This is a genomic window from Chitinivorax tropicus (assembly GCF_014202905.1).
Taxonomy (GTDB): domain Bacteria; phylum Pseudomonadota; class Gammaproteobacteria; order Burkholderiales; family SCOH01; genus Chitinivorax; species Chitinivorax tropicus.
Genome location: NZ_JACHHY010000009.1, coordinates 16,664 through 37,104 on the forward strand (window position 1 = coordinate 16,664; position 20,441 = coordinate 37,104).

The 20,441-nt window shown below is 56.5% G+C and carries 17 protein-coding genes and 1 CRISPR repeat array; of the genes, 7 read left to right on the forward strand and 10 right to left on the reverse strand.

All coding sequences use genetic code 11. The features are described from left to right. Both HNQ59_RS08420 and HNQ59_RS08425 read right to left on the reverse strand, forming a co-directional pair. Window positions 1-807: an SDR family oxidoreductase gene (locus HNQ59_RS08420; protein WP_246490916.1), complete on the reverse strand. Its 807-nt coding sequence runs from the start codon at window positions 805-807 to the stop codon at window positions 1-3. 253 nt (window positions 808-1,060) lie between these two features. Beyond that, a complete protein-coding gene (locus HNQ59_RS08425; RefSeq protein WP_246490917.1) occupies window positions 1,061-1,390 on the reverse strand; it encodes a hypothetical protein in 330 nt (109 codons plus the stop codon). 222 nt (window positions 1,391-1,612) lie between these two features. On the opposite strand from HNQ59_RS08425, the gene HNQ59_RS08430 reads away from it, so the two are divergent. After that, on the forward strand, window positions 1,613-2,563 hold the full coding sequence (locus HNQ59_RS08430; RefSeq protein WP_184037730.1) for a D-2-hydroxyacid dehydrogenase: 951 nt from the start codon (window positions 1,613-1,615) through the stop codon (window positions 2,561-2,563). A gap of 84 nt (window positions 2,564-2,647) precedes the next feature. On the opposite strand, the gene HNQ59_RS08435 is transcribed toward HNQ59_RS08430, so the two are convergent. After that, on the reverse strand, window positions 2,648-3,535 hold the full coding sequence (locus HNQ59_RS08435) for a LysR family transcriptional regulator (protein ID WP_184037733.1): 888 nt from the start codon (window positions 3,533-3,535) through the stop codon (window positions 2,648-2,650). A gap of 117 nt (window positions 3,536-3,652) precedes the next feature. Between HNQ59_RS08435 and HNQ59_RS08440 the strand changes: the two genes are divergently transcribed. Then, complete coding sequence (locus HNQ59_RS08440) at window positions 3,653-4,294, forward strand: NAD(P)-dependent oxidoreductase (RefSeq protein WP_184037736.1); 642 nt, start codon at window positions 3,653-3,655, stop codon at window positions 4,292-4,294. A gap of 92 nt (window positions 4,295-4,386) precedes the next feature. Here the strand turns inward: HNQ59_RS08440 and HNQ59_RS08445 are convergent, their stop codons facing one another. The 6 genes from HNQ59_RS08445 to HNQ59_RS08470 form a co-directional block, all read right to left on the reverse strand. Next, the gene (locus tag HNQ59_RS08445; RefSeq protein WP_184037738.1) at window positions 4,387-4,677 is read right to left on the reverse strand and encodes an Rdx family protein; all 291 of its coding nucleotides are present in this window, start codon (window positions 4,675-4,677) and stop codon (window positions 4,387-4,389) included. Continuing rightward, a complete protein-coding gene (locus tag HNQ59_RS08450; protein ID WP_184037740.1) occupies window positions 4,674-4,931 on the reverse strand; it encodes a hypothetical protein in 258 nt (85 codons plus the stop codon). Before HNQ59_RS08450 ends, HNQ59_RS08445 begins: the two co-directional genes overlap by 4 nt. A gap of 356 nt (window positions 4,932-5,287) precedes the next feature. Next, a complete protein-coding gene (locus HNQ59_RS08455) occupies window positions 5,288-5,470 on the reverse strand; it encodes a hypothetical protein (RefSeq protein ID WP_184037741.1) in 183 nt (60 codons plus the stop codon). Window positions 5,471-5,898: 428 nt separating this feature from the next. Continuing rightward, window positions 5,899-6,060, reverse strand: coding sequence for a hypothetical protein (locus HNQ59_RS08460; protein WP_184037742.1), 162 nt, complete (start codon window positions 6,058-6,060; stop codon window positions 5,899-5,901). Window positions 6,061-6,135: 75 nt separating this feature from the next. Continuing rightward, window positions 6,136-8,457 (reverse strand): Tex family protein, encoded by a 2,322-nt coding sequence (locus HNQ59_RS08465; RefSeq protein WP_184037743.1) that lies wholly within the window; start codon window positions 8,455-8,457, stop codon window positions 6,136-6,138. Between the two features lie 113 nt (window positions 8,458-8,570). After that, window positions 8,571-11,606: an HD domain-containing protein gene (locus HNQ59_RS08470; RefSeq protein ID WP_343074220.1), complete on the reverse strand. Its 3,036-nt coding sequence runs from the start codon at window positions 11,604-11,606 to the stop codon at window positions 8,571-8,573. Between the two features lie 299 nt (window positions 11,607-11,905). Between HNQ59_RS08470 and HNQ59_RS08475 the strand changes: the two genes are divergently transcribed. The 5 genes from HNQ59_RS08475 to cas1f are packed head-to-tail and all read left to right on the forward strand — an operon-like array spanning window position 11,906 to window position 16,557. Continuing rightward, complete coding sequence (locus tag HNQ59_RS08475) at window positions 11,906-12,988, forward strand: type I-F CRISPR-associated protein Csy1 (RefSeq protein ID WP_184037746.1); 1,083 nt, start codon at window positions 11,906-11,908, stop codon at window positions 12,986-12,988. Continuing rightward, window positions 12,985-13,923, forward strand: a complete 939-nt coding sequence (locus HNQ59_RS08480; protein WP_184037748.1) for a type I-F CRISPR-associated protein Csy2 — start codon at window positions 12,985-12,987, stop codon at window positions 13,921-13,923. The genes HNQ59_RS08475 and HNQ59_RS08480 overlap by 4 nt, the downstream gene beginning before the upstream one ends. Window positions 13,924-13,928: 5 nt before the next feature. Further along, on the forward strand, window positions 13,929-15,053 hold the full coding sequence (gene csy3, locus HNQ59_RS08485; RefSeq protein WP_184037750.1) for a type I-F CRISPR-associated protein Csy3: 1,125 nt from the start codon (window positions 13,929-13,931) through the stop codon (window positions 15,051-15,053). Next, the gene (locus HNQ59_RS08490) at window positions 15,053-15,595 is read left to right on the forward strand and encodes a type I-F CRISPR-associated endoribonuclease Cas6/Csy4 (protein WP_184037753.1); all 543 of its coding nucleotides are present in this window, start codon (window positions 15,053-15,055) and stop codon (window positions 15,593-15,595) included. Before csy3 ends, HNQ59_RS08490 begins: the two co-directional genes overlap by 1 nt. Beyond that, window positions 15,592-16,557, forward strand: a complete 966-nt coding sequence (gene cas1f / locus HNQ59_RS08495; RefSeq protein ID WP_184037756.1) for a type I-F CRISPR-associated endonuclease Cas1f — start codon at window positions 15,592-15,594, stop codon at window positions 16,555-16,557. The genes HNQ59_RS08490 and cas1f overlap by 4 nt, the downstream gene beginning before the upstream one ends. An 85-nt stretch (window positions 16,558-16,642) precedes the next feature. Beyond that, window positions 16,643-19,419: a CRISPR direct-repeat array (repeat unit 28 nt; unit sequence GTTTTCCGCCGAGCAGGCGGTTAAGAAG). 54 nt (window positions 19,420-19,473) lie between these two features. On the opposite strand, the gene HNQ59_RS08500 is transcribed toward cas1f, so the two are convergent. Next, entirely contained in the window at window positions 19,474-20,394 is a 921-nt protein-coding gene (locus HNQ59_RS08500; RefSeq protein ID WP_184037760.1) for a LysR family transcriptional regulator ArgP, read from the reverse strand. Window positions 20,395-20,441 lie beyond the last annotated feature (47 nt).

A 20,441-nucleotide genomic window follows, 5' to 3' on the forward strand; every position in this document is an offset into this window, starting at 1 on the left:
TCAATGCTCTTGCAATCGGGGCCTGAGCAGGATTTCGCTGACATCGACATGGTCGGGCTGTGAAATGGCGAACATGATGGCTGAGGCAACGTCTTCTGGCCTGAGGATTTCAGCATCCGGCCCCCATACCCCACCCTTGGATGTGACCTCTTCCCGGATCGGATCGACACGGATGCTCTTCGGCAGCTCGGTTGCCACCGCGCCGGGTTGGATATCTGTCACCCTTACCCCATAGTGCAGCGCCTCTTTGCGTAACGCATCTGACACGGCCCGAAGCCCTGCTTTGCTTGCACAGAACACGGCTGCAGAGGCAAACGTGACCGTGGCCGCCACCGAGCTCAGGTTGATGATGTGGCCACGCTTACGCTCTTTCATGCCAGGCAATACTGCCGCCATGGCATACAGCGCACCTTTCAGGTTGACATCGATGATCCGCTCCCACTCATCGACCCGCACCATGTGCATTGGTGACAGCGGCATGACGCCCGCGTTATTGATCAGGATATCGACCCCACCCAAGGTGGCCAGCTCTTTACCCAATGCCTCCATGGCTGCCCGGTCCGATACATCCACCGGGCGGGTCAACGCCTTCCCACCTGCCTGAGCCACCTCTTGCGCCAGGCTGTCCAGCAGGTTTTCCCGGCGTGCCGTCAGAACGAGTTCCGCCCCGCTGTCAGCAAGCGCACGCGTAGTCGCGGCACCGATTCCGCTTGATGCGCCTGTAATCCATATCCGCTTGCCTTGCAACATCTTTACCAGATCTCCCTGTTTGTCACCTGTGCTACGCCTATCAGGTTCAGTTGCCATGATTTTCAGCCTGCGTCGAATCGCATATCAGAGCCCCTGCGAGGGAGCGTGGCGGACTCATGACCCAGACCCACAGTTTCCGACCTATCGCTTGCTCGGTGATACTTGATTGGTGGGCATTCTATTACAAACCATCGGTACGATCAGCGTTTGCTTCCACTACTGATGACGATGAGTGGCATCTGTGAAGAGGCGGTTTGTATTGCAACCGGGGGCGAACACCTTTACCGGATGCACGCCCCCGCCATTCAGCTTACTTTTTCTTGAAAGGCTCTGCCTTTACCGGCTCACCTTTGCGATTACACATTGGCGGGTTGGTCATGCCAAGCGTCAGCAGGTTGCCACCATTGATCAAACAAGTGAATTCCTTGCCATCCTTGGTTTTCAAATTGACATAGGTGTCGGTGCCGTCCACCCGCTTGTTCAGCAGCGTCAGTTCATTGGGTTGATAACCCAATACCCCTGCGGATTTGGACTTGATGTCATCATCTGACAGCATATTGGTCTTCCCCGCTACGGCAGCACAACCAGCCAATGCGGCAGCCATCACCATCACACCCAATCTTACCGAGAACGTGTACATCAACTATCCTTTCCACTGACTTCAAGTCAACCAAAATCACAATCCACCCTACTGGTACTCGATACCCTGGTGGTGCTCATATGAGGTGGGGACAGCGTCATGAGCGGCCACTCACCCCGGGCTCTCAAAAGATAGCACACTTATGACATACTGATCCGCCCCGCGCTTTGATCACACCTGCGGTACAGCGCTCTTCTATACAAGATAAGGACTCATGCTGGAATGACTTGCAAGATTGTATTTCTTGATCGTGGCAGCCTGCCTGCCACCCTCCGCGCGCCCCGGTTTGCCCATGAATGGCAGGACTACCCACAGACATCGCCCGATCAGGTCACAGCCCGCTTGCAAGGGGCACAGATCGCCATCACCAACAAGGTGCCGATCACCCGCGCCATGTTGCAGGCTTTACCGGATCTACAGCTGATCGCAGTAGCGGCAACCGGTGTCAACCCAATCGATCTGGCGGCCTGCCGGGATCACGGCGTCAGCGTCTGCAATATCCGCGACTACGCCCGGCATACCGTGCCAGAACATGTGATGATGCTGATCCTGGCGCTGTCGCGGAATCTGCTGGCCTATCGGCAATCAGTTGATGCGGGCGAATGGCAGCAGTCGTCCCAGTTCTGTCTGTTCCAGCACCCGGTGCGGGACCTGGCGGACATGACCATCGGCATCTTTGGCAAGGGCTCACTGGGTGAAGGGGTCGCCAGACTGGCACAGGCATTTGGCATGCAGGTCTTGTTTGCCGAACGTAAAGGCGAGGCCCACACTCGACCCGGCTACATACCATTTGACGAGGTGCTGGCACAGGCCGATGTGATTTCGCTACATTTGCCCGCGTGTGATGCCACGCAGCACACTTTGTCCCATCGTGAATTTGCGCTGATGAAGCGTGACGCGCTAGTGATCAACACTGCACGGGGCAGCCTGGTCGATGAATTCGCGCTGGCTGAGGCGCTCAGCCAGCATCGGATCGGTGGCGCAGGGCTGGATGTCATCAGCCAGGAGCCGCCTCGGGACAGCAATCCACTGCTCGATCTCAGGCACCCCAACCTGATCATCACCCCGCATTGCGCCTGGCTGGGCTCTGGTGCGCTCGCGGAGCTGAGCGGACAGCTGATCGGCAACATTGAATCATTTGTCGCAGGCCAGCCACACAATCTGGTGACATAAGACGGCCCGCTCACGAAGACGAGGCAGTCGCTACGATCCACAATCATCAGAGCAGGTGCTGGGCAAAGGACTCTCCGACATGAATCAAGTGAAATACTGCCGCAGGTGATCGATCAACATCCTGACTTTGACCGGCACCTGCCGCACCGCTGGGTAAACAACATAGATCCCACCCATCGGCAGCTGCCATGTTGGCACCAGATGGATCAGCGTGCCCCGTGCAATGTCATCGGCCAACATATAGTCAGGTAGGACGACACCACCCAGGCCAGCCCGCGCCATTTCCAGAAGCACCCCTGTCGAATTGGCGCGGAATACAGATTTGAGCCTGACGGCACAAACCTGCCCCGTCTGCCCAGTAAAACGCCAGGACAAGGGTGCACGAAGCGCGGTCAGCGCCAGCCAAGGCATATCGGCCAGTGCTTCCGGTGCCGTGGGTCTGCCCACGCGCTGTACCAGATCGGGCGACGCGACTGGAACCTGCGCAAACTGCCCCAACCGTGCCGCACGTAGATTGGAATCCGCCAACGCCCCCATCCGCAGTGCCAAATCGACGCCCTCGGCAACCAGATCAATTTGCTGGTCGGTTGCCAGCAGCTCCAGCTGTAAGTCCGGATGTTTCAGCGCAAATCGAGCCAGAACCGGTGCAAGCACTCGTGCTGCGTAATCCGATGGGGCAGTGATTTTCAGGCGCCCTCGCAACACGGCTGTTCCGCTACCAATATCGGATACCGCATCCAACAATGCACTCAGCAACGGCTCGCATTGTGAAAGGAGCGTCTCACCCGCCTCTGTCAATGTGACACGTCGGGTGGTACGGGCAAACAACGCAACACCCAATTCCGCTTCAAGCTGTGCGATCTGCTGGCTGACCATCGATTTTGCGACGCCAAGTCGATCAGCTGCTGCGGTGAACCCGCCAGCCTGTGCCACATTCACAAACAATGCCAGCCTGTTGATATCCGGTCGCATATGCAATGCTCAATTGTTCTGCTTTAGAGAACAGTAAAAACCATTTCAGACAGTTTATCAGATCAATATTGACTGGGAAGATACGCCCATCACCAACACCAGACAATTGAGGACACCATGAAAATCGCACTGATTGGCGCAACAGGTTTTGTCGGCCAAGCCATTCTGGAGGAAGCACTGGCACGAGGCCACCACATCACCGCCATCGCCCGTACCACCAGCAAACTCCCCACACACGCTCAACTGCGTGCCGTTCAACAAGATGTGTTCAACACCGCCACACTGACATCGCTACTGGCGGGACATGATGGGGTGATCAATGCTTATAACGGCGGCTGGGGAAACCCCAATATTTACCTAGATGGTGTGAAAGCGCACACCAGCATCATTCAGGCGGCAACCGAAGCCCAGATCGGTTACTTCCTGCAAGTGGGTGGCGCAGGCAGCATGGAAATCGCACCCGGGCACGATCTGATCGACACACCAGAATTCCCGGCTGAGTACAGACAAGGTGCGCTTGCTACGCGTGAGGCGTATCGCCTGCTCAAGCGGCAATCGACGCTGCCTTGGACATTTCTGGCGCCCGCCCCGCTGCTGCAGCCCGGCGAACGCACCGGACAATATGAGACGACGATCGACCGCTCACCGCTGCTGATCACCGCAAACCCCACCATCAGCACGGCAGACTATGCATTGGCGGTGCTTGATGAAATCGAGTCACACCAGCATCGCCAGCAACGCTTCAGCGCCTATTGCTGAACGCCGCCCGCATTGACGCCGAGCGCATGAAACCGTCCGGCAGCCCAAAACAACACGAACATCGAGCCTGGCAAATTGCCAGGCTCTGTTTTTCACCGATCACCAACCGAGGGGCGATCAATATGCCCAAGGGCACGGTCAGGTGCGACCATATCGCGAACGCGCTGCTTCAGAAGTTTGATATCGGGAAAGCCTTGCTCAGCTTTACGATCCCAGATCAGCGTGGAATCGACGGCAATCTGGAACACCCCCCCTGTGCCAGGCACCAGCGTCACGCCGCCCAGCTCCATGTCAAAGGTGGTCAACAGCTCCTGCGCCATCCACGCAGCCCGCAGCAGCCAATGGCACTGCGTGCAATATTCGATTCGAACGATTGGTTTCATGGTGTTGATGAGGGGTTGGAAAAATGCGCCACAAGCACGGTGGCATCCCGTTGCCCGGCCAAGTCGACCACGATCTCAGGCACCCGCTGCTGCAGCGCCTGACGCAGCCAAGGCCGACAACGCCCGCACTGCAGCCCTGCCCCGGTCAGCAGCATGACACAATCCACATCGCCATCCCATTCCAGGGCCACTTGCAACAGCTCTGCAAATGTACGCTGACGGCACACGCAACGGTCAATGATCAGCACGGACATGCGCCCACCATCGCTGCAGCCGCTGCCACCAGCCCAGCGGCTGAGCAGATGGAGCAGCTCGCTGGTCAACGGCCAAGCTTTTCAATGTTGCCTCGTGGATCTGCCGCATGGTCAAGCCACCAGGCCCGGTCAACGTATCGGGAGCAGCAGGTGGTACGGGAGGAAGATCAGGTTGCATACACTCGCCCTCGATCCATTGATATGTCAAAGACAGAGATGGCCTTGATTGTACGCCCACCGATGGAAATACACAGCATACCCGCCCGCCAAACATCGCGTTGTCACGTCCGGACGAACAGCGATTTCAGGCGGGCATCGTTCCTGTTACAGGAGGGACTGACGGGAAACCCAGATGATCAACGCTGTGCGTTGATATAGGCATTGCCGTGATAAGCCGCTGATGCCATACCCAGCACCGAGCGGAAGGTGACTTCAAATAAATAGCCTAATGGCTTGATTGAAACGACTTCAAAATCAACAGTAGCGCCATTGCGCTCATCCAAAACATGGTCCCCTGGACGGAGTTCTTTTACTTTCATGGTCTTTCCTTTACTCATCTATTTCTGTGTTGTTGCACTCCACAAACTGTATTGACAAACGTGATCGCAACTTGGACAACATGCCGATTGATTTGACATGTCAGATAAAAACAGCGCCCCCTTCCAGCCACGGCCCCATATCGATACCAGGGCAGGATTGTCCGAGGCGCTACAGCACCTGAACATAGGCCAGAAATGTGACACTTTCGTTCAAATTAACGCGGTATTTTGATTAGAGCAAGGCCTAAAAAACATAGCCAACTGCAGATATTCGATATATCAAGCAGGCGCTCCAAAGCAAATACAGATAAAACAAATCACTAGTCGCAATCAAAAACGACATGCGCAAATAAGCGCATATGAGTGATATTGGAAAAGCGACCGGCAATGTATCTGGCAGCCTGTTCACAGCCAAGTGAAAAAGCTGACTATTCGATCAGTGCAAACCAACTTGGTACGAATGCGAAACGCATTTCGAAGAACCCTTCCATCGACGGGAAGGTAGCCTGAAAGGCAAGACGGGCTTGAAACTGAAGGATACCGCTCAACTGAACCGACGCATGATCCATGCGTAACAAGCTGGTGATCATACAGATCATCTGTATAAAACACCAGCTTTTTTTACCGCCCCCAACCAGACCGGATCAGGTCGGGGGCGGTCATGGTCAGCGCTTCAGCTTGGCAAACGCTGCCGCCATGGCTGACTGGGTTGATCCTGCATCTCGGTTGACACGATTGACGGCCTGCTTGTCACGCTGGCTGGCAGGTGCCCGGCTGATTTCACCGGTGGCATGGGACTTGGCCTGATCATTGAGCCGCATGGTCAGTGCTATGCGCTTCCGTTTGGCATCCACCTCCAGCACTTTCACCTTGACTACATCACCGGCCTTGACCACCTCACGCGGGTCTTTGACGAATTTGTCGGATAGCGCGGAGATATGCACCAAGCCATCCTGGTGCACGCCAATATCCACGAATGCGCCGAAATTGGTGACATTGGTTACCACGCCTTCCAGAATCATGTCCGGCTGCAGGTCGCTGATCTCCTCCACACCTTCTTTGAATTCAGCAGTCTTGAATTCCGGCCTGGGGTCGCGCCCTGGTTTGTCCAACTCGGTCAGGATGTCCTTGATGGTCGGCACGCCGAATTGCGCATCGGTGAAATCACCTGGGTTGAGTTTCTTCAGGAAGGCACTATCACCGATCAGACTGTCAATCTGGCGCCCACACTGCGCCATGATGCGCTCCACCACCGGGTATGCTTCCGGGTGCACTGCAGAGCGATCCAATGGGTTGTCGCCCGCCATGACGCGCAGAAAGCCCGCTGCCTGTTCGAAGGTCTTTTCCCCCAGGCGCGGTACCTTCTTAAGCTCGCTACGGTTACGGAAGGCGCCATTCGCATCGCGATAGGCCACGATGCTGTTGGCCAGGCTGGTGGTCAGCCCGGATACACGTGTCAGCAATGGCACTGAGGCGGTGTTGACATCCACACCAACTGCGTTCACGCAATCCTCTACCACCGCACCCAATGTGCGGGCCAGCTCCCCTTGATTCACGTCATGTTGGTATTGCCCGACACCGATGGATTTCGGGTCGATCTTGACCAACTCGGCCAGCGGGTCTTGCAGGCGCCGGGCAATCGACACCGCACCACGCAGGCTCACATCCAGCTCGGGGAATTCACGTGCCGCCAGCTCTGATGCCGAGTAAACCGAGGCCCCTGCCTCAGACACCACCAGTTTCTGCAGCTTCAGCTCTGGGTGACGCTTCAGCAGATCCAGCACCAGCTTGTCCGTCTCTCGGCTGGCGGTGCCATTGCCGATGCTGATCAGCTCGGCGCGGTGTTTGGCTGCCAGCGCGGCGATGATGGCAACCGACTGGTCCCAATCGTTGCGCGGCGCATGCGGGTAGATGGTCGTGGTATCGACCAGTTTGCCAGTCTTGTCCACCACGGCCACTTTCACGCCTGTGCGCAAACCAGGGTCGAGGCCAATGGTGGTCTTGGGGCCGGCAGGCGCGGCCAGCAGCAGGTCTTTCAAATTGGCCGAGAACACCTTGATGGCTTCGGCTTCGGCGGCTTCACGCAGCTGGTTCATCAGCTCCAGCTCCAGATGCAGGAAGATCTTCACCCGCCACGCCATGCGCACGGTATCCAGCAACCAGCGGTCAGCCGCGCGGCCCATGTCCTTGATGCTGAAACGGCTGGCCACCATCGCCTCGCACGCATTCGGCGTGGCCGAGCGAGGGGTGTTCGGGTCTTCATCGGCCAAGCGCAGGGTGACGTTCAGCACACTTTCATTGCGGCCACGGAACAAAGCCAGCGCACGGTGTGAGGGGATCGCCTTTAGCGGCTCGTTGTAATCGAAATAATCGGCAAACTTGGCCCCTTCCTCCTGCTTGCCCTCTGCCACTGCGGACCACACCACGCCCTGTTGCCACAGGTGCTCACGCAGGCTGCCCAGCAGCTCGGCATCCTCAGCGAACTGCTCCATCAGGATCTGGCGTGCGCCATCCAGCGCCGCTTTGCTGTCAGCCACACCCTTGTCGGCATCCACATATTGGCTGGCCAGGGCGTCCGGCTCCTGGGTCGGATCAGCCAGCAGACCATCTGCCAAGGGCTGCAGGCCAGCCTCACGGGCAATTTGTGCCTTGGTACGGCGCTTGGGCTTATAAGGCAGGTACAAGTCCTCCAGGCGGGTCTTGTTGTCGGCCAACAGGATTTCATGACGTAATTCATCTGTCAGCTTGCCTTGCTCTTCGATCGAATTGATCACTGTCTCACGGCGTTCCTCCAGCTCACGCATGTAGCGCAACCGTTCTTCGAGCGTGCGCAACTGTGTGTCATCCAGGCCGCCAGTCACCTCTTTACGGTAACGTGCGATGAAGGGCACGGTCGCGCCTTCGTCCAATAACTGAATGGCCGCAGCCACCTGTACTTCTCGTGCGCTGAGCTCATCAGCCAATCGCTGGGGAATGCTTTTCAACATGTGGGAATCACGCTAAACAAAATGACGGGAGGTGCGAACTTTGCGCAATGCAGCTTAAAAAAGCAAGCCGCCCGCCATTCGCCCGTGGTATTCGATGGGTTGTCCTCAGCCCATCACGCCAAGGCTGCTTGCACACGCCAGTACAGCCCGAATGACACGTCATAACAGGGTGGAGAGTAACGCGATTGCACCCTCAGTCTGACCGACAGGCCTTGCTCCGTGGAAATCCCCCAGGTCAGGCACGCATTATGTAGCTCGTCCAACGAGTAGGCCAGCCATTGATTCGGGCGAGCGGGTGTATAGAGGACGCCCATTTCGCACGGGATGGATTTGCCGTCCTCAAGCTGGCGTATGAATCGCCATTGCCCTTCATGACGCTCAGCAAGCCATTGCTCCATCGGCTCATGCGCCCTCAAGCGAAACTGATGGTAGAACCCTTGTGTCATCCAACATGAGTTATATCCCGCTTCACCCGTTATGATCTTCAGCGGCTCATCAAGTTGCTGTTGTAGCAAGCGATCCTCGTCTAGCGCCATCTGATGGTGAGGCGAGAAGCGAACGCCATTATCAAGCACATGCAGAGCAGACCAATCCAACAGCTGCGCCAGATCTGCACTTTTGTACCGACCTCCGCCATTTGCCGCTTCCAAACCCGGGCGGATGAACACCGGGCCATCCTGTTGTTGCCCTACCCAGTTCCGATTGAACTGCAAGATCGCTACATTGGGGTGCTGCACCGAGACAAGCCGATGCCGATTCACCCGACCAGCCGTTTGAATGACGGAGTGCAGGCTGGATGGCTCGATGACGGCCCAATCGAAATCGTGGTCACGGCCAATCTCCTCAACCGGGGTGGCCACCACAATAAAGGGGATGCTGGCATACTTGCTGCCAGCAACTTTCATCCTGATCTCCTCATCCTCCTCGATATGGCGCTGCCCATGACTTCGCCGCAACAAGGTGTCGAGCCGGTGCTCCTTCAAATGACGTTGGATCAAAAAGTCCTGTGCGTGGTAACAAGCCACAAAAGCATGCGGCAATTTGCCTGCCAGGAAATCCGCAACCATGATTGCCGTCCGGATATTGGCCACCCTGACCAACCCAAATGATATCTGGCGATTGCAGGGCCGGAATGTCCAGGCATGATGATCATGGAGTCTCTGCGCACCCTCCTGAATCGAATCCAACCATGCAGATTCCGAGCGCTCCTTCACCTCCAATAAGGTGGGACGCCGATAGGCAATCGTGGGCAAAGCTGCCCTTAGCTGACCCAGACAATCCTGATAGGCTGCCTCAAAGGGCACATTGGCCTGCATGACATGAGGCGGCAACAAATCATTGACAACGACGGTATGCGATGGCTCACCTATCCCCTGCCACTTTTGCCGTTGTGTGAATCCAGCTTGAAAGGCCCGATGAATGCTGTTTGCAACCGGCAACGATAAAGTTGCAGATGCACAAATCACACTCCTGCCCAGCATAGCCGTCACCTGGATCAACCCCAGAATGGCGATCAACTGTATAGGGGTATAACTGTCGATTTCATCCAAAATCAAATCGCTATCGATCAACCGCAATAATGGGATGATGTGGCGCGCTTGCAATCCAGGCGACATCGCCCCGATCAGAAAATCGACGGTGGACACAAGAATAGGGCTGCCCAACAACGCAGGCAGCCTAGGATAGGTCCGTTCCAACCCTTCCAGCCACGCGGGCAATTCCACCATATCGCCAGTCACCCAATAGTCCCATTGCGGTTCATCGGCCTGTCCACCATCCGGGGCCAATGCAGAGGCGCTGGCCTGCTCGTGTAAACGCGCAACGACCTGCTCACCGATCAAAACCGATAATTCATCGTCCTCAAGCTGCCAAGTCCGTTTCAAGCTAGCGCCCGTCTGCAAGGTCAAGGTCCGCAGATTGAGCGCATAGGCCAGACGAGGGCGCGGTGAAAACGCACACGCCATTTTGGCATTGACCAAGGTCTTGCCCGCACCCGTCCGTGCCATATTAAACACCAACACCGGCTGTTGCGAAGACTGTCGGATAGACTGGATACACCGCACTGCTTCATTCTGCCAAGCGAACCGACCACTCGTCGGGGCGGGCGTCAGTATGCGCTCTATTGCGTCTGGCTGCAGACCAGGCAAAGACAACCGTGCCAGATTCAGCGCCATTTTCCCAGCCAAGTCGCCCACCGCCTGCAGATGCCAGCCCAATGGTTGGTTTGCGATACGTCTCTTATCGACATGACGGGTATTAGCCAACAAAACAGGCTGGCGCGGCGGCAGACCAGGATAGGATTGTGATGAAACGGCATGATCCGCAAGAATCAAAGCAGCCCGCGTGAGCAGGGACAGAATCCGCTCTGCCCCAGCCACGGATTGCGCAGCAAAGTGCGTTTGCAGGCGCTGCTGCAAGCGAGCCAGCCGATGCACGATATCAGCAGGCAAAGGGGCTGCTTCCTTCACATGGCGTTCTTGATGGCAATGCTCGGAAGCATCCGGACGGGCCACTGACGAATTCCGTGGGCCAAATAGGCGATGATGCGTGGCAACGGAAAAATCCAATACATCGTCAACAGACCGCAACCCATCACAAAAGAATCGGGGCTCCTCACAGACCCGGTTTGGCTTGGCCAGTACCGTCCACGCCTGGTCAAGAGGAATACCCGTGCGCAACAACTGCAATAGCCGCATCGACACCCATTCATGACGAATCGGATCTCCAGGCGGCTCCTTACCCGCAATGGCGGCCCACAGCTTGGCCTGAAATGTGTCGATCACCTTCCCCAAATCATGTGCCACCCCGGCTGTAGCTGCCAGCAGGCATAAGCCGCGAACACTTGGATGAACGGGCAGGCGACGACGTTGTGTCGAGCCAATCGGAAAGTGGCCCTCCGGCCCGAACGGTTTGCTTGACCCCACAATCCAGAGCAGCTTCATGCGATTGTGGCCATCATTCCGGTAACAGGCCACTGCGGTATGTCGGCTGGCAACACGTTTCAGCAACCACCACAACGTCTGCAATCCTTCGTGAGTGATGGGGGTCATCCAGCTTCTGGTACCGGTTCGGATCGCGTAGGCGTCCAAAATGGTACGCGTCCGTTTCAGGGCTCGTTTCTCACACGCAGAAATCAAGGAAATGTACATGTATACTGGCAGTGGAGTGATTTGCCACGGTATCGTGGTTGAGAAGATTTTAGGCTAAGACCTAAACATGATATTAGGCCGCCGAGCAGGCGGAAATTACTCAAGGCGCATAGACTGCGCCTTATTTCTTATACCATCTCTTGCTGCACCACCCAACAAGTTGCCAATCTACGTATAAACCGATTGTCATACTTTGTTGACATCCCCCCCCGGCCCCTTAGAATTTCGTGGAATGCTTCGTGTTCATAATATGCTTTTGTTCAAATAACTAAATTATGTGCACCATTTTAGGCTAGGACATGAAAAACACTCTACCCAAGCGATTTGAGCTTCTGCCACCGGAGCAGTATTTGCCCGTCGGACTACAACTGGTTCACTTCTCAGCCAAGCTGACCAATAGCAAGGTGCGAGCATGCGGGGTAAGGCTGGCACCGGATGCCAACCGAACCTCCTACCCCTATGTCTATGTAAGAAATTTGATCAACCAAGGGGTAGACCTTGATCTGGATTACCTTGCCAAATCCGACAAGGCCGCAGCCATCGTCAAACATCTACACGCAGCCAAGCACGACCCAGCCCCAGTGATGACTGACGACGAACGTCGCCATCTGTTGGAGATCATGGACTCGATCAAGCAAACGAAAGCCGAAATACACACCAGCACTGTATCGCTCCGTACCAAGCAGATCCTCATTCCCAAGGGTCAAGGGTATGTAGCGCTGTCTCCTCTTGGATCGAACGGCTTGGGGCGGCTACTGAACACACGTGTGACACAACACAACCAAATGGTGAAAAAAGGTGATAAATCATCTGACAAGCCGACCAAGCTGCGATACCTACAAACCGCCGTCTTTGGAATCGGCGGCAGCCATCCAATCAACGTCGGGTCACTGGCCCAGGATCTACGACGACCACTTGTCTTCCATGGCCCCCGAGAGCAACCCGATGTCAAACGTGCCATAGCCCTGTATTACCAGGGCAGTCGCATCGTGCTGCCACGCCCGCTGCTGATGCAGTATTTGACTTGGCTCAATCAAGAAGGGAGAGGTCATACAGATATGCGTACACGACTGCAGGAGTTGGCCTACATCCATGCCTTGGTGCGGGCCGTGCTGTGGCGTGCAGAGCAAGATCTACGATGCCTACAGGAACATGACAGCAGCCTGCCCAAGCACACAAATGGCCCAGTGGCGGAAACAGCGCCCCGCCTGGCTCGTGGGCTTACCCTGCCCGCATGCCGGACGGCGGAATGGAAATATGAATTCGCTTGGACAGTGGCCAACCAGATCGCGGAAACCAACTTTGGCAAAGGTCAGCCGGGGTTCAACTTCGATGGCGCAGCGCGCCAGACACTCTGCACTATGATCCGGGGGATGCTATGAGTTTTCTATTTCTACTATTGCCCCGTGTGGTGGTCAAGCACGCCAACGCCCTGGCCGGACAATACCTGATCAACACTGCACCGGTCATGGCGATGAATCTGTTTGCCCATGCGCTGTGTTGCGAAACAGATTGTACTTTGAAAGCGGTGGCCATCCTTCATCACGATGCCTATCTGGAAGGTGAGTCAGGCAGCCCCTTTTTCGGCCTGCACCCACACCAGCGGCGCGGTGCAGTTCTGGTGGACAAAGCAGACTATTCACGCACCAACAAGCACGCGCTGTCGCTGCAACCAACCGCCACCATGAATCTGACCGTTTCGCTGCTGCTAGAAATCACAGGTGCGGTCAACCTGCCGAAAGTGGAACGATTTCTGCTGCAAGGTGGCCGTATTGCAGGCGGTTGTATCGAGCAGGTCGGTGAGATCGAACTGGTTCCCGACTTGGCTCAGCTGACTTTGCCCAATGGCTACTGGGTGATCGAGCGGCAAGATCTGATGCAGGTTTGCGACAACCCTGTCGATGCACTGTTTGCCGCCATCGGCAAAACGACGCCAAACCAAGCAGACAGCCCACCAGCCCAGCAAGCCACAACCGAGACGGATCAAGAACACAGCCCAGCAGATGGGGACACACCCGATGCGCCAGCCGCCACCTCAGCAGCCAAACTTCCCGACAGCTGGCTCATCCCCACCATACTTGGTTACTCCACCTTGACCCCATTCGAGAAACGTCCGGGTACCAGGTTGGCCCCTCGTGGCGAGAGCCGCCACGCCGAGTGGCCGTTGCACGCCTACTGCGAATCGATGATCGGCCTTGTGCAGTACCTGCCAGCTCGCCAGTGGCCAAACTCCAGGCCATTGCCGTTTTGGCAACAGCACTGGCTGGATGATTTCACCTTTGTCGTCACTCAACAATCCAATTCCGCCCAAGGATAGACCTCATGACCACTCCAATCACTTTCCCAAAATTACCCGGCGTGCTGGCATTTCAACGGGGTCTCTTGATCAGCGATGCAGCGTTCTACAACCAATTTGCCGATGGCAAACAAACCCCCTTGCAGGTTGTACGCCATGGGATTCGTGGCACGCAGAACATCAATAAACCCAGCAAAACCGACGCCAAAGACCCATCCGGGGACGCAGACGCAAACACTTCCACCACCAACAATGCCAAACGGCAAGGGGTCAGTAATGTGCAGATAACTGATACCGCCAAACTTGATCACCATGCCTCCCACCTGGTGGTGACATTTCAGCTTCGCCTCCTCGATCTCGCCGACACCCTGTTTTCGTGTGCGCCAGCCAAGGATGACACCGACAAATCGACCCAAAGCTACCGCGAAATCGTGTGTCAATTCGTCAAAAAAGCCAAGGAATCGGTAGGCATTGAGGAAGTAGCACGTCGGTTTGCCAGAAACATCCTGAATGGCCGCTGGCTATGGCGCAACCGCACCATAGCCAAAGCCATCACCGTACATGTGACTGCCGATCAAGGGGTATCGATCCAAGCTGACGCATTGGCCATCCCACTCCACCACTTCGACAACTACACGGCAGAAGAGCTGGCTGTGGCGGACTTCCTGGCCAAAGGGCTGAAGGGCAATCTCAGCAAACCGGCCCTACAGGTCACCGCCACCATCGCATTTGGTATCCAAGGTGCGGTTGAAGTCTTCCCTTCGCAGAATTATGTAGAGAACAAACCCAAAGGATTCGCCCGCCCCCTCTATACCCTGGGCGATGCCGAGACCTGGCGCATGGCGTTTGGCGAAGGCATGACCTTTAAAAGCACCCGCATCATGGGCCAGGCCGCTCTACGCGACCAGAAAATCAGCAATGCACTGCGCACCATCGACACCTGGTACCCAGACTTCAAGGAGCACAAGCGCATCCTACCCGTTGAGCCCAACGGTGCCAGCCTGGATGCCCAGGCATTCTTCCGGAGCGGGAAAAGCTCCGCCTTCCAATACGCCAAGCAGCTCAACAAACTTGACCCCAACTCACCTGAAGGCATGTTCATGATCGCCAGCTTGATCCGTGGCGGAGTCTTCAGCGGGGGCAACGAGTAATGCGCCCCCTCTTCTACACCGACATCCTGCTGAAAACCCCGCCCTACCCAATTGCTGCAGCAGGCGTCTTGCGCATCCTGCATGCAGGCTTCACCCTGGCCCCAGGCCGCTATGCCTTGGCCCTACCAGAGTATGAGCGCGGGCTGGGCAGAAAGCTGCGCGTATTTGCCAGCAGCCGCGACGAGCTGGACGAGCTGGTGGACTACCTGAAAGACAGCACCAAGCTTCACCAATTTGGAGAGCTGACCTACCCCGCCACGGTGCCCGACAACTACCCTGGCCCGTGGGCGCAGTTCAAACGCTTTCGCATCCCATCGCGCAAGGCCGAGCGCAAACAGGATGGCACCCTGAGACTACGCCGCATGGCAGAGGCAGATGCGCAAGCGCTGCCGTATTTCCCGATATCCAGCCACAGCAACGGCCATGCCTTCCGGCTATATGTCACCAAGCTGGCGGCCACCGACAACGGCACCGATTGCCAACCCGATGCCTATGGCCTCTCTGTCTCCAGCCGTGCATTCAGCGTGCCAGATCTACCATGAAGCCCACGACCAAACCCAGGCAAATCCTGCTCTCCAAGCGGGCCAACATCTTCTACCTGGAGCACGCCCGCGTCATGCAGATGGATGACCGGGTCGTCTACCTCACCGAGGCCAGCGACACCCTCTCCCGCTATTTCAACATCCCAGAACGTAACACCTCGCTACTCCTGCTGGGCAAAGGCACCTCGCTGACCGACGCCGCCGCCAGGAAACTGGCGGAATCCAACGTCATGGTCGGCTTTTGTGGCAGCGGAGGCACACCCTTGTTCTCGCAAAGCAGCCCCGTGTTTCTGAGTCCAGAAAGTGAATATCGGCCAACCGAGTACATGCAAGCCTGGGTCAAAGGCTGGCTGGATGAGCACGTCCGCCTGGCCTGGGCCAAACTGCTGCTGCATGAGCGGATCAACCTGATGCAAACCACCTGGGCAAAAGACAAACACCTATTGGAGGCCACCATCAAGCCCCCTGCATTGGCAGCCGCAGGTTTTCTGAAAAAAGTCCAGGCCTGCCAGACCACCCAAGACCTGCTCCTCGCAGAGGCCGACTGGGAAAAACGCCTATATGCCCACCTATCCAAGGCCTTAGGGTTTGAATTCAGCCGGGAAGAAGGCAAGCGATCTCGCGAAACCCCTGCAGACCGCGTCAACAGTTTTCTGGATCACGGCAACTACCTCGCCTACGGCTTGGCCGCAGTCGCGCTGAATGGGCTTGGCATCGGGTTTGCTTTCCCACTCCTGCACGGTAAAACCAGACGTGGCGCATTGGTATTTGATATTGCAGACCTGATCAAGGACGCACACGTCATGCCCCTGGCATTCATCATGGGAAACGACCCGAAAGTATCCGACAACCAATTCCGGGTGGAACTGATCGACCGCTTCCACAGACACGATGTATTGGACTATCTGTTTGAGTTTGCAAAAAATCTCCCATCAAAATATGAATATATTTCAGACACTTAGAAAACCCTTAATCAAAGGAAGGCTCACACACGCAAAAACACCACAAGCAATTGTTTTCCATGGTAAAAATGGAATCAAACAATCAGTTTTCCGCCGAGCAGGCGGTTAAGAAGGCGTTGGATCTCTGCTACGTTGATCAGTGCCTGTTTTCCGCCGAGCAGGCGGTTAAGAAGTTACAAACAATGGGTTGAGCAAGGCTGGTTGAGTTTTCCGCCGAGCAGGCGGTTAAGAAGCTTGCCCCGGCGAGCCTCCCGGCGGCGAGGGCGTTTTCCGCCGAGCAGGCGGTTAAGAAGCCCCCCCTGCCCCTCTGAGCTGGAGCGTGATCGTTTTCCGCCGAGCAGGCGGTTAAGAAGATTGACAGAGTAAGGATCCGGAGACTGCGCATGTTTTCCGCCGAGCAGGCGGTTAAGAAGTGATAGACATCAGCTCCGCGAAATATCCAGCGGTTTTCCGCCGAGCAGGCGGTTAAGAAGTTTGGCCGCGCCCGCTCCTTGCGTCGCAGACGGTTTTCCGCCGAGCAGGCGGTTAAGAAGATCTCTACAACAAGAGATAGATCGGATAGCAAGTTTTCCGCCGAGCAGGCGGTTAAGAAGTCTTTTTCGGCAACCACCTGTGTTTTGCTCTCGTTTTCCGCCGAGCAGGCGGTTAAGAAGAGGCTCGTGTTTATTAAAGAAGAGAGAATCCTGTTTTCCGCCGAGCAGGCGGTTAAGAAGGGTTGGCGCTGTGCAAACCCTGCACCCGTCTGGTTTTCCGCCGAGCAGGCGGTTAAGAAGTGGTCACCGCAGCGACGGTCGGCAAGGTGGGTGTTTTCCGCCGAGCAGGCGGTTAAGAAGAAAGGATGCATTTAAGGATGGTGATAAGTCGAGTTTTCCGCCGAGCAGGCGGTTAAGAAGATCAGGACACTGCTTGTCCAAAGGCAAAGACTGTTTTCCGCCGAGCAGGCGGTTAAGAAGAAACGACCAGAGCCTGACGCGCCGCTCGGCACGTTTTCCGCCGAGCAGGCGGTTAAGAAGTTGCACTCCATCAAAGCCAAATCCGGCCAAGTGTTTTCCGCCGAGCAGGCGGTTAAGAAGACGCTGATACTTGTACTCAAATGGGTTTCCAGGTTTTCCGCCGAGCAGGCGGTTAAGAAGAGTCGCAACGCGACCAAGGTAATGCCGCATGGGTTTTCCGCCGAGCAGGCGGTTAAGAAGAACGCACTCGGTGAAATCTTGCCGAGCGATCAGTTTTCCGCCGAGCAGGCGGTTAAGAAGACATCGCGCACTCGTCGAGTACGATCAAACCAGTTTTCCGCCGAGCAGGCGGTTAAGAAGACGATCGAAACCAACATTCCCACCGGCAAGGAGTTTTCCGCCGAGCAGGCGGTTAAGAAGTGGCGATTTGTACCAAATCACCAGGTGTAATCGTTTTCCGCCGAGCAGGCGGTTAAGAAGAAGCCGCGTGCCTGGCAGAACACGCACAACGGGTTTTCCGCCGAGCAGGCGGTTAAGAAGAGATCAGCCACGGCATGCACCACGGCCGCATTGTTTTCCGCCGAGCAGGCGGTTAAGAAGGCGCTATCGGACGGCTGACCTCGGGCGAAGAGGTTTTCCGCCGAGCAGGCGGTTAAGAAGTTGTTCATCCCGACACCCGTGTCTGAGATGGTGTTTTCCGCCGAGCAGGCGGTTAAGAAGCAGAAATCAGGGATGCTTGGAATCGCATTCTTGTTTTCCGCCGAGCAGGCGGTTAAGAAGAGACCCCGAGGCGCGGTTGGTAGCGATGCGCTGTTTTCCGCCGAGCAGGCGGTTAAGAAGACTACGCCACCCCTACTTTGCGCTCGGTCTTGGTTTTCCGCCGAGCAGGCGGTTAAGAAGAAGCATAGTTATCATTGTCGTAACGCTGCCTAGTTTTCCGCCGAGCAGGCGGTTAAGAAGTGAAAGCCGAGGCCGGCGGCGTGCGCCAGGTCGTTTTCCGCCGAGCAGGCGGTTAAGAAGAGGATGCGTTCGACCTGGGCGGGATAAAGGGTGTTTTCCGCCGAGCAGGCGGTTAAGAAGGCCTAGTTGCCGAACTTTACGAAGCCCTTGGAGTTTTCCGCCGAGCAGGCGGTTAAGAAGTACTGGCATGGTCAGGGTGTCGTTGGCGGAAAGTTTTCCGCCGAGCAGGCGGTTAAGAAGAGTGATGTGATCCAGCGGACGCTGGCGCAAACGTTTTCCGCCGAGCAGGCGGTTAAGAAGGAAACCATCTCCGTCCAGCGCGACATCTACGTGTTTTCCGCCGAGCAGGCGGTTAAGAAGAGATCAGCATCACTGACGCGCTCACCCGCCACGTTTTCCGCCGAGCAGGCGGTTAAGAAGACCAACCTGATTAGCACCACATTTAGGCGGATGTTTTCCGCCGAGCAGGCGGTTAAGAAGTGAGCTGCTTCGGTGGTCTGAAACACACTAAAGTTTTCCGCCGAGCAGGCGGTTAAGAAGAACAGCGAGGCTGTGACCGAGCGCTCCGTGGAGTTTTCCGCCGAGCAGGCGGTTGAGAAGATCAGCAGCGAGCTCGGGCGCGGCACATCCGTGTTTTCCGCCGAGCAGGCGGTTGAGAAGGGACTGTTGCGCGATGGACTCAAAGCCCCGGAGTTTTCCGCCGAGCAGGCGGTTAAGAAGGCTCTGGCGAGCCAACAGGCTTAAACCCTTTCGTTTTCCGCCGAGCAGGCGGTTAAGAAGTTCCATTCTTGTCAATGTTTCTTTGATAATTTGTTTTCCGCCGAGCAGGCGGTTAAGAAGGCCATGTCGCCACTGGTAGGATTCGCCTCGTCGTTTTCCGCCGAGCAGGCGGTTAAGAAGTAGCCGCCACATAAGCAGACCGTTTTCCGCCGAGCAGGCGGTTGAGGGGAGTCGGGAGGCACCAGGCCTGTTGTCCGACGAACCTTGCGGCGTGGCCCCCATATCAGGCACGCAGCGGGTGGGTGGCGCTAGGGCCTGACAGGGCGGTTCTGGCATGGTCAATCAACCGGCGGCTCAGTCTTTCCAGCATCGGTGTTTCCCGTTGCCAGCGATGCCAGTACAGGGTGATCAGGGTCGGGCGGTCGGGGGCCAGATTGATCAGCCGCCCGGCTTCAATGTGTGGCTGGGCTTGTACGTCCACCACCATCCCCCAGCCGATTCCGGCCAAAATGCCACCGATGAAGCCGACGTTGGTCGGAAAACCGTGTTGTGGGTATTCATTGGCCTGCAGGCCAAAATGACGAGCCAGGAAATCGGACTGTAGCGTGTCCTTGCGGTTGAAGTTCATCACCGGTGCCCGGCGCAGGGTATCGGCAGTCATACCGTCAGAGAAATACCGGGCGACAAAGCCGGGGGCGGCCACACTCCAGTAACGCATGCACCCCAAGCAATCCACTTTGCAGCCTTGCATGGGTGTAGACGAGGTGCTGATGCAGCCCACCACGTCGCCATTTTTCAGTAGCTGGTGTGTGTGATCCTGATCGTCTACCGTCACCTCCAGCAAGAGTCGCTCTTGTTCCAGCACGGGTGCAACGGCATCGATCAGCCAAGTGTCGAGGCTGTCGGCGTTGGTGGCAATTGCCAAGCGTGCATGGTGGCTGTCATCGCCGGGGCTGATCTCCTGTAGCAGCTCGCGTTCCATGACACGTACTGCCTCGCCGTGCTGCAGCAGCCGCCGCCCAGCAGGCGTCAATTGCGGCGGGGTGCTCCGGACCAGTAATGGCTGGCCGATCCGGTCTTCCAGCAATTTGATCCGTTGTGAAATGGCGGATTGTGTCAAATGCAGCTGGCGGGCTGCCGCTTCAAACCCTTCATGCCGAACGACGCCGGACAAGGCGTCCAGCAGCTTGTAATCGATCTTCATGTGACGCCATCGTCTATAAATTTTTCTAATACCACAGAAGAAACATC

Excerpts from the sequence above, each read along its gene's own strand:
- HNQ59_RS08430 (WP_184037730.1), top strand. The coding sequence starts at position 1,613 with ATGACTTGCAAGATTGTATTTCTTGATCGTGGCAGCCTGCCTGCCACC.
- HNQ59_RS08465 (WP_184037743.1), bottom strand. The coding sequence starts at position 8,457 with ATGTTGAAAAGCATTCCCCAGCGATTGGCTGATGAGCTCAGCGCACGA.
- HNQ59_RS08425 (WP_246490917.1), bottom strand. The coding sequence starts at position 1,390 with ATGTACACGTTCTCGGTAAGATTGGGTGTGATGGTGATGGCTGCCGCA.
- HNQ59_RS08470 (WP_343074220.1), bottom strand. The coding sequence starts at position 11,606 with ATGTACATTTCCTTGATTTCTGCGTGTGAGAAACGAGCCCTGAAACGG.
- cas1f (WP_184037756.1), top strand. The coding sequence starts at position 15,592 with ATGAAGCCCACGACCAAACCCAGGCAAATCCTGCTCTCCAAGCGGGCC.
- csy3 (WP_184037750.1), top strand. The coding sequence starts at position 13,929 with ATGACCACTCCAATCACTTTCCCAAAATTACCCGGCGTGCTGGCATTT.
- HNQ59_RS08445 (WP_184037738.1), bottom strand. The coding sequence starts at position 4,677 with ATGAAACCAATCGTTCGAATCGAATATTGCACGCAGTGCCATTGGCTG.
- HNQ59_RS08490 (WP_184037753.1), top strand. The coding sequence starts at position 15,053 with ATGCGCCCCCTCTTCTACACCGACATCCTGCTGAAAACCCCGCCCTAC.
- HNQ59_RS08500 (WP_184037760.1), bottom strand. The coding sequence starts at position 20,394 with ATGAAGATCGATTACAAGCTGCTGGACGCCTTGTCCGGCGTCGTTCGG.
- HNQ59_RS08435 (WP_184037733.1), bottom strand. The coding sequence starts at position 3,535 with ATGCGACCGGATATCAACAGGCTGGCATTGTTTGTGAATGTGGCACAG.
- HNQ59_RS08440 (WP_184037736.1), top strand. The coding sequence starts at position 3,653 with ATGAAAATCGCACTGATTGGCGCAACAGGTTTTGTCGGCCAAGCCATT.
- HNQ59_RS08455 (WP_184037741.1), bottom strand. The coding sequence starts at position 5,470 with ATGAAAGTAAAAGAACTCCGTCCAGGGGACCATGTTTTGGATGAGCGC.
- HNQ59_RS08460 (WP_184037742.1), bottom strand. The coding sequence starts at position 6,060 with ATGATCACCAGCTTGTTACGCATGGATCATGCGTCGGTTCAGTTGAGC.
- HNQ59_RS08450 (WP_184037740.1), bottom strand. The coding sequence starts at position 4,931 with ATGTCCGTGCTGATCATTGACCGTTGCGTGTGCCGTCAGCGTACATTT.
- HNQ59_RS08480 (WP_184037748.1), top strand. The coding sequence starts at position 12,985 with ATGAGTTTTCTATTTCTACTATTGCCCCGTGTGGTGGTCAAGCACGCC.
- HNQ59_RS08475 (WP_184037746.1), top strand. The coding sequence starts at position 11,906 with ATGAAAAACACTCTACCCAAGCGATTTGAGCTTCTGCCACCGGAGCAG.
- HNQ59_RS08420 (WP_246490916.1), bottom strand. The coding sequence starts at position 807 with ATGGCAACTGAACCTGATAGGCGTAGCACAGGTGACAAACAGGGAGAT.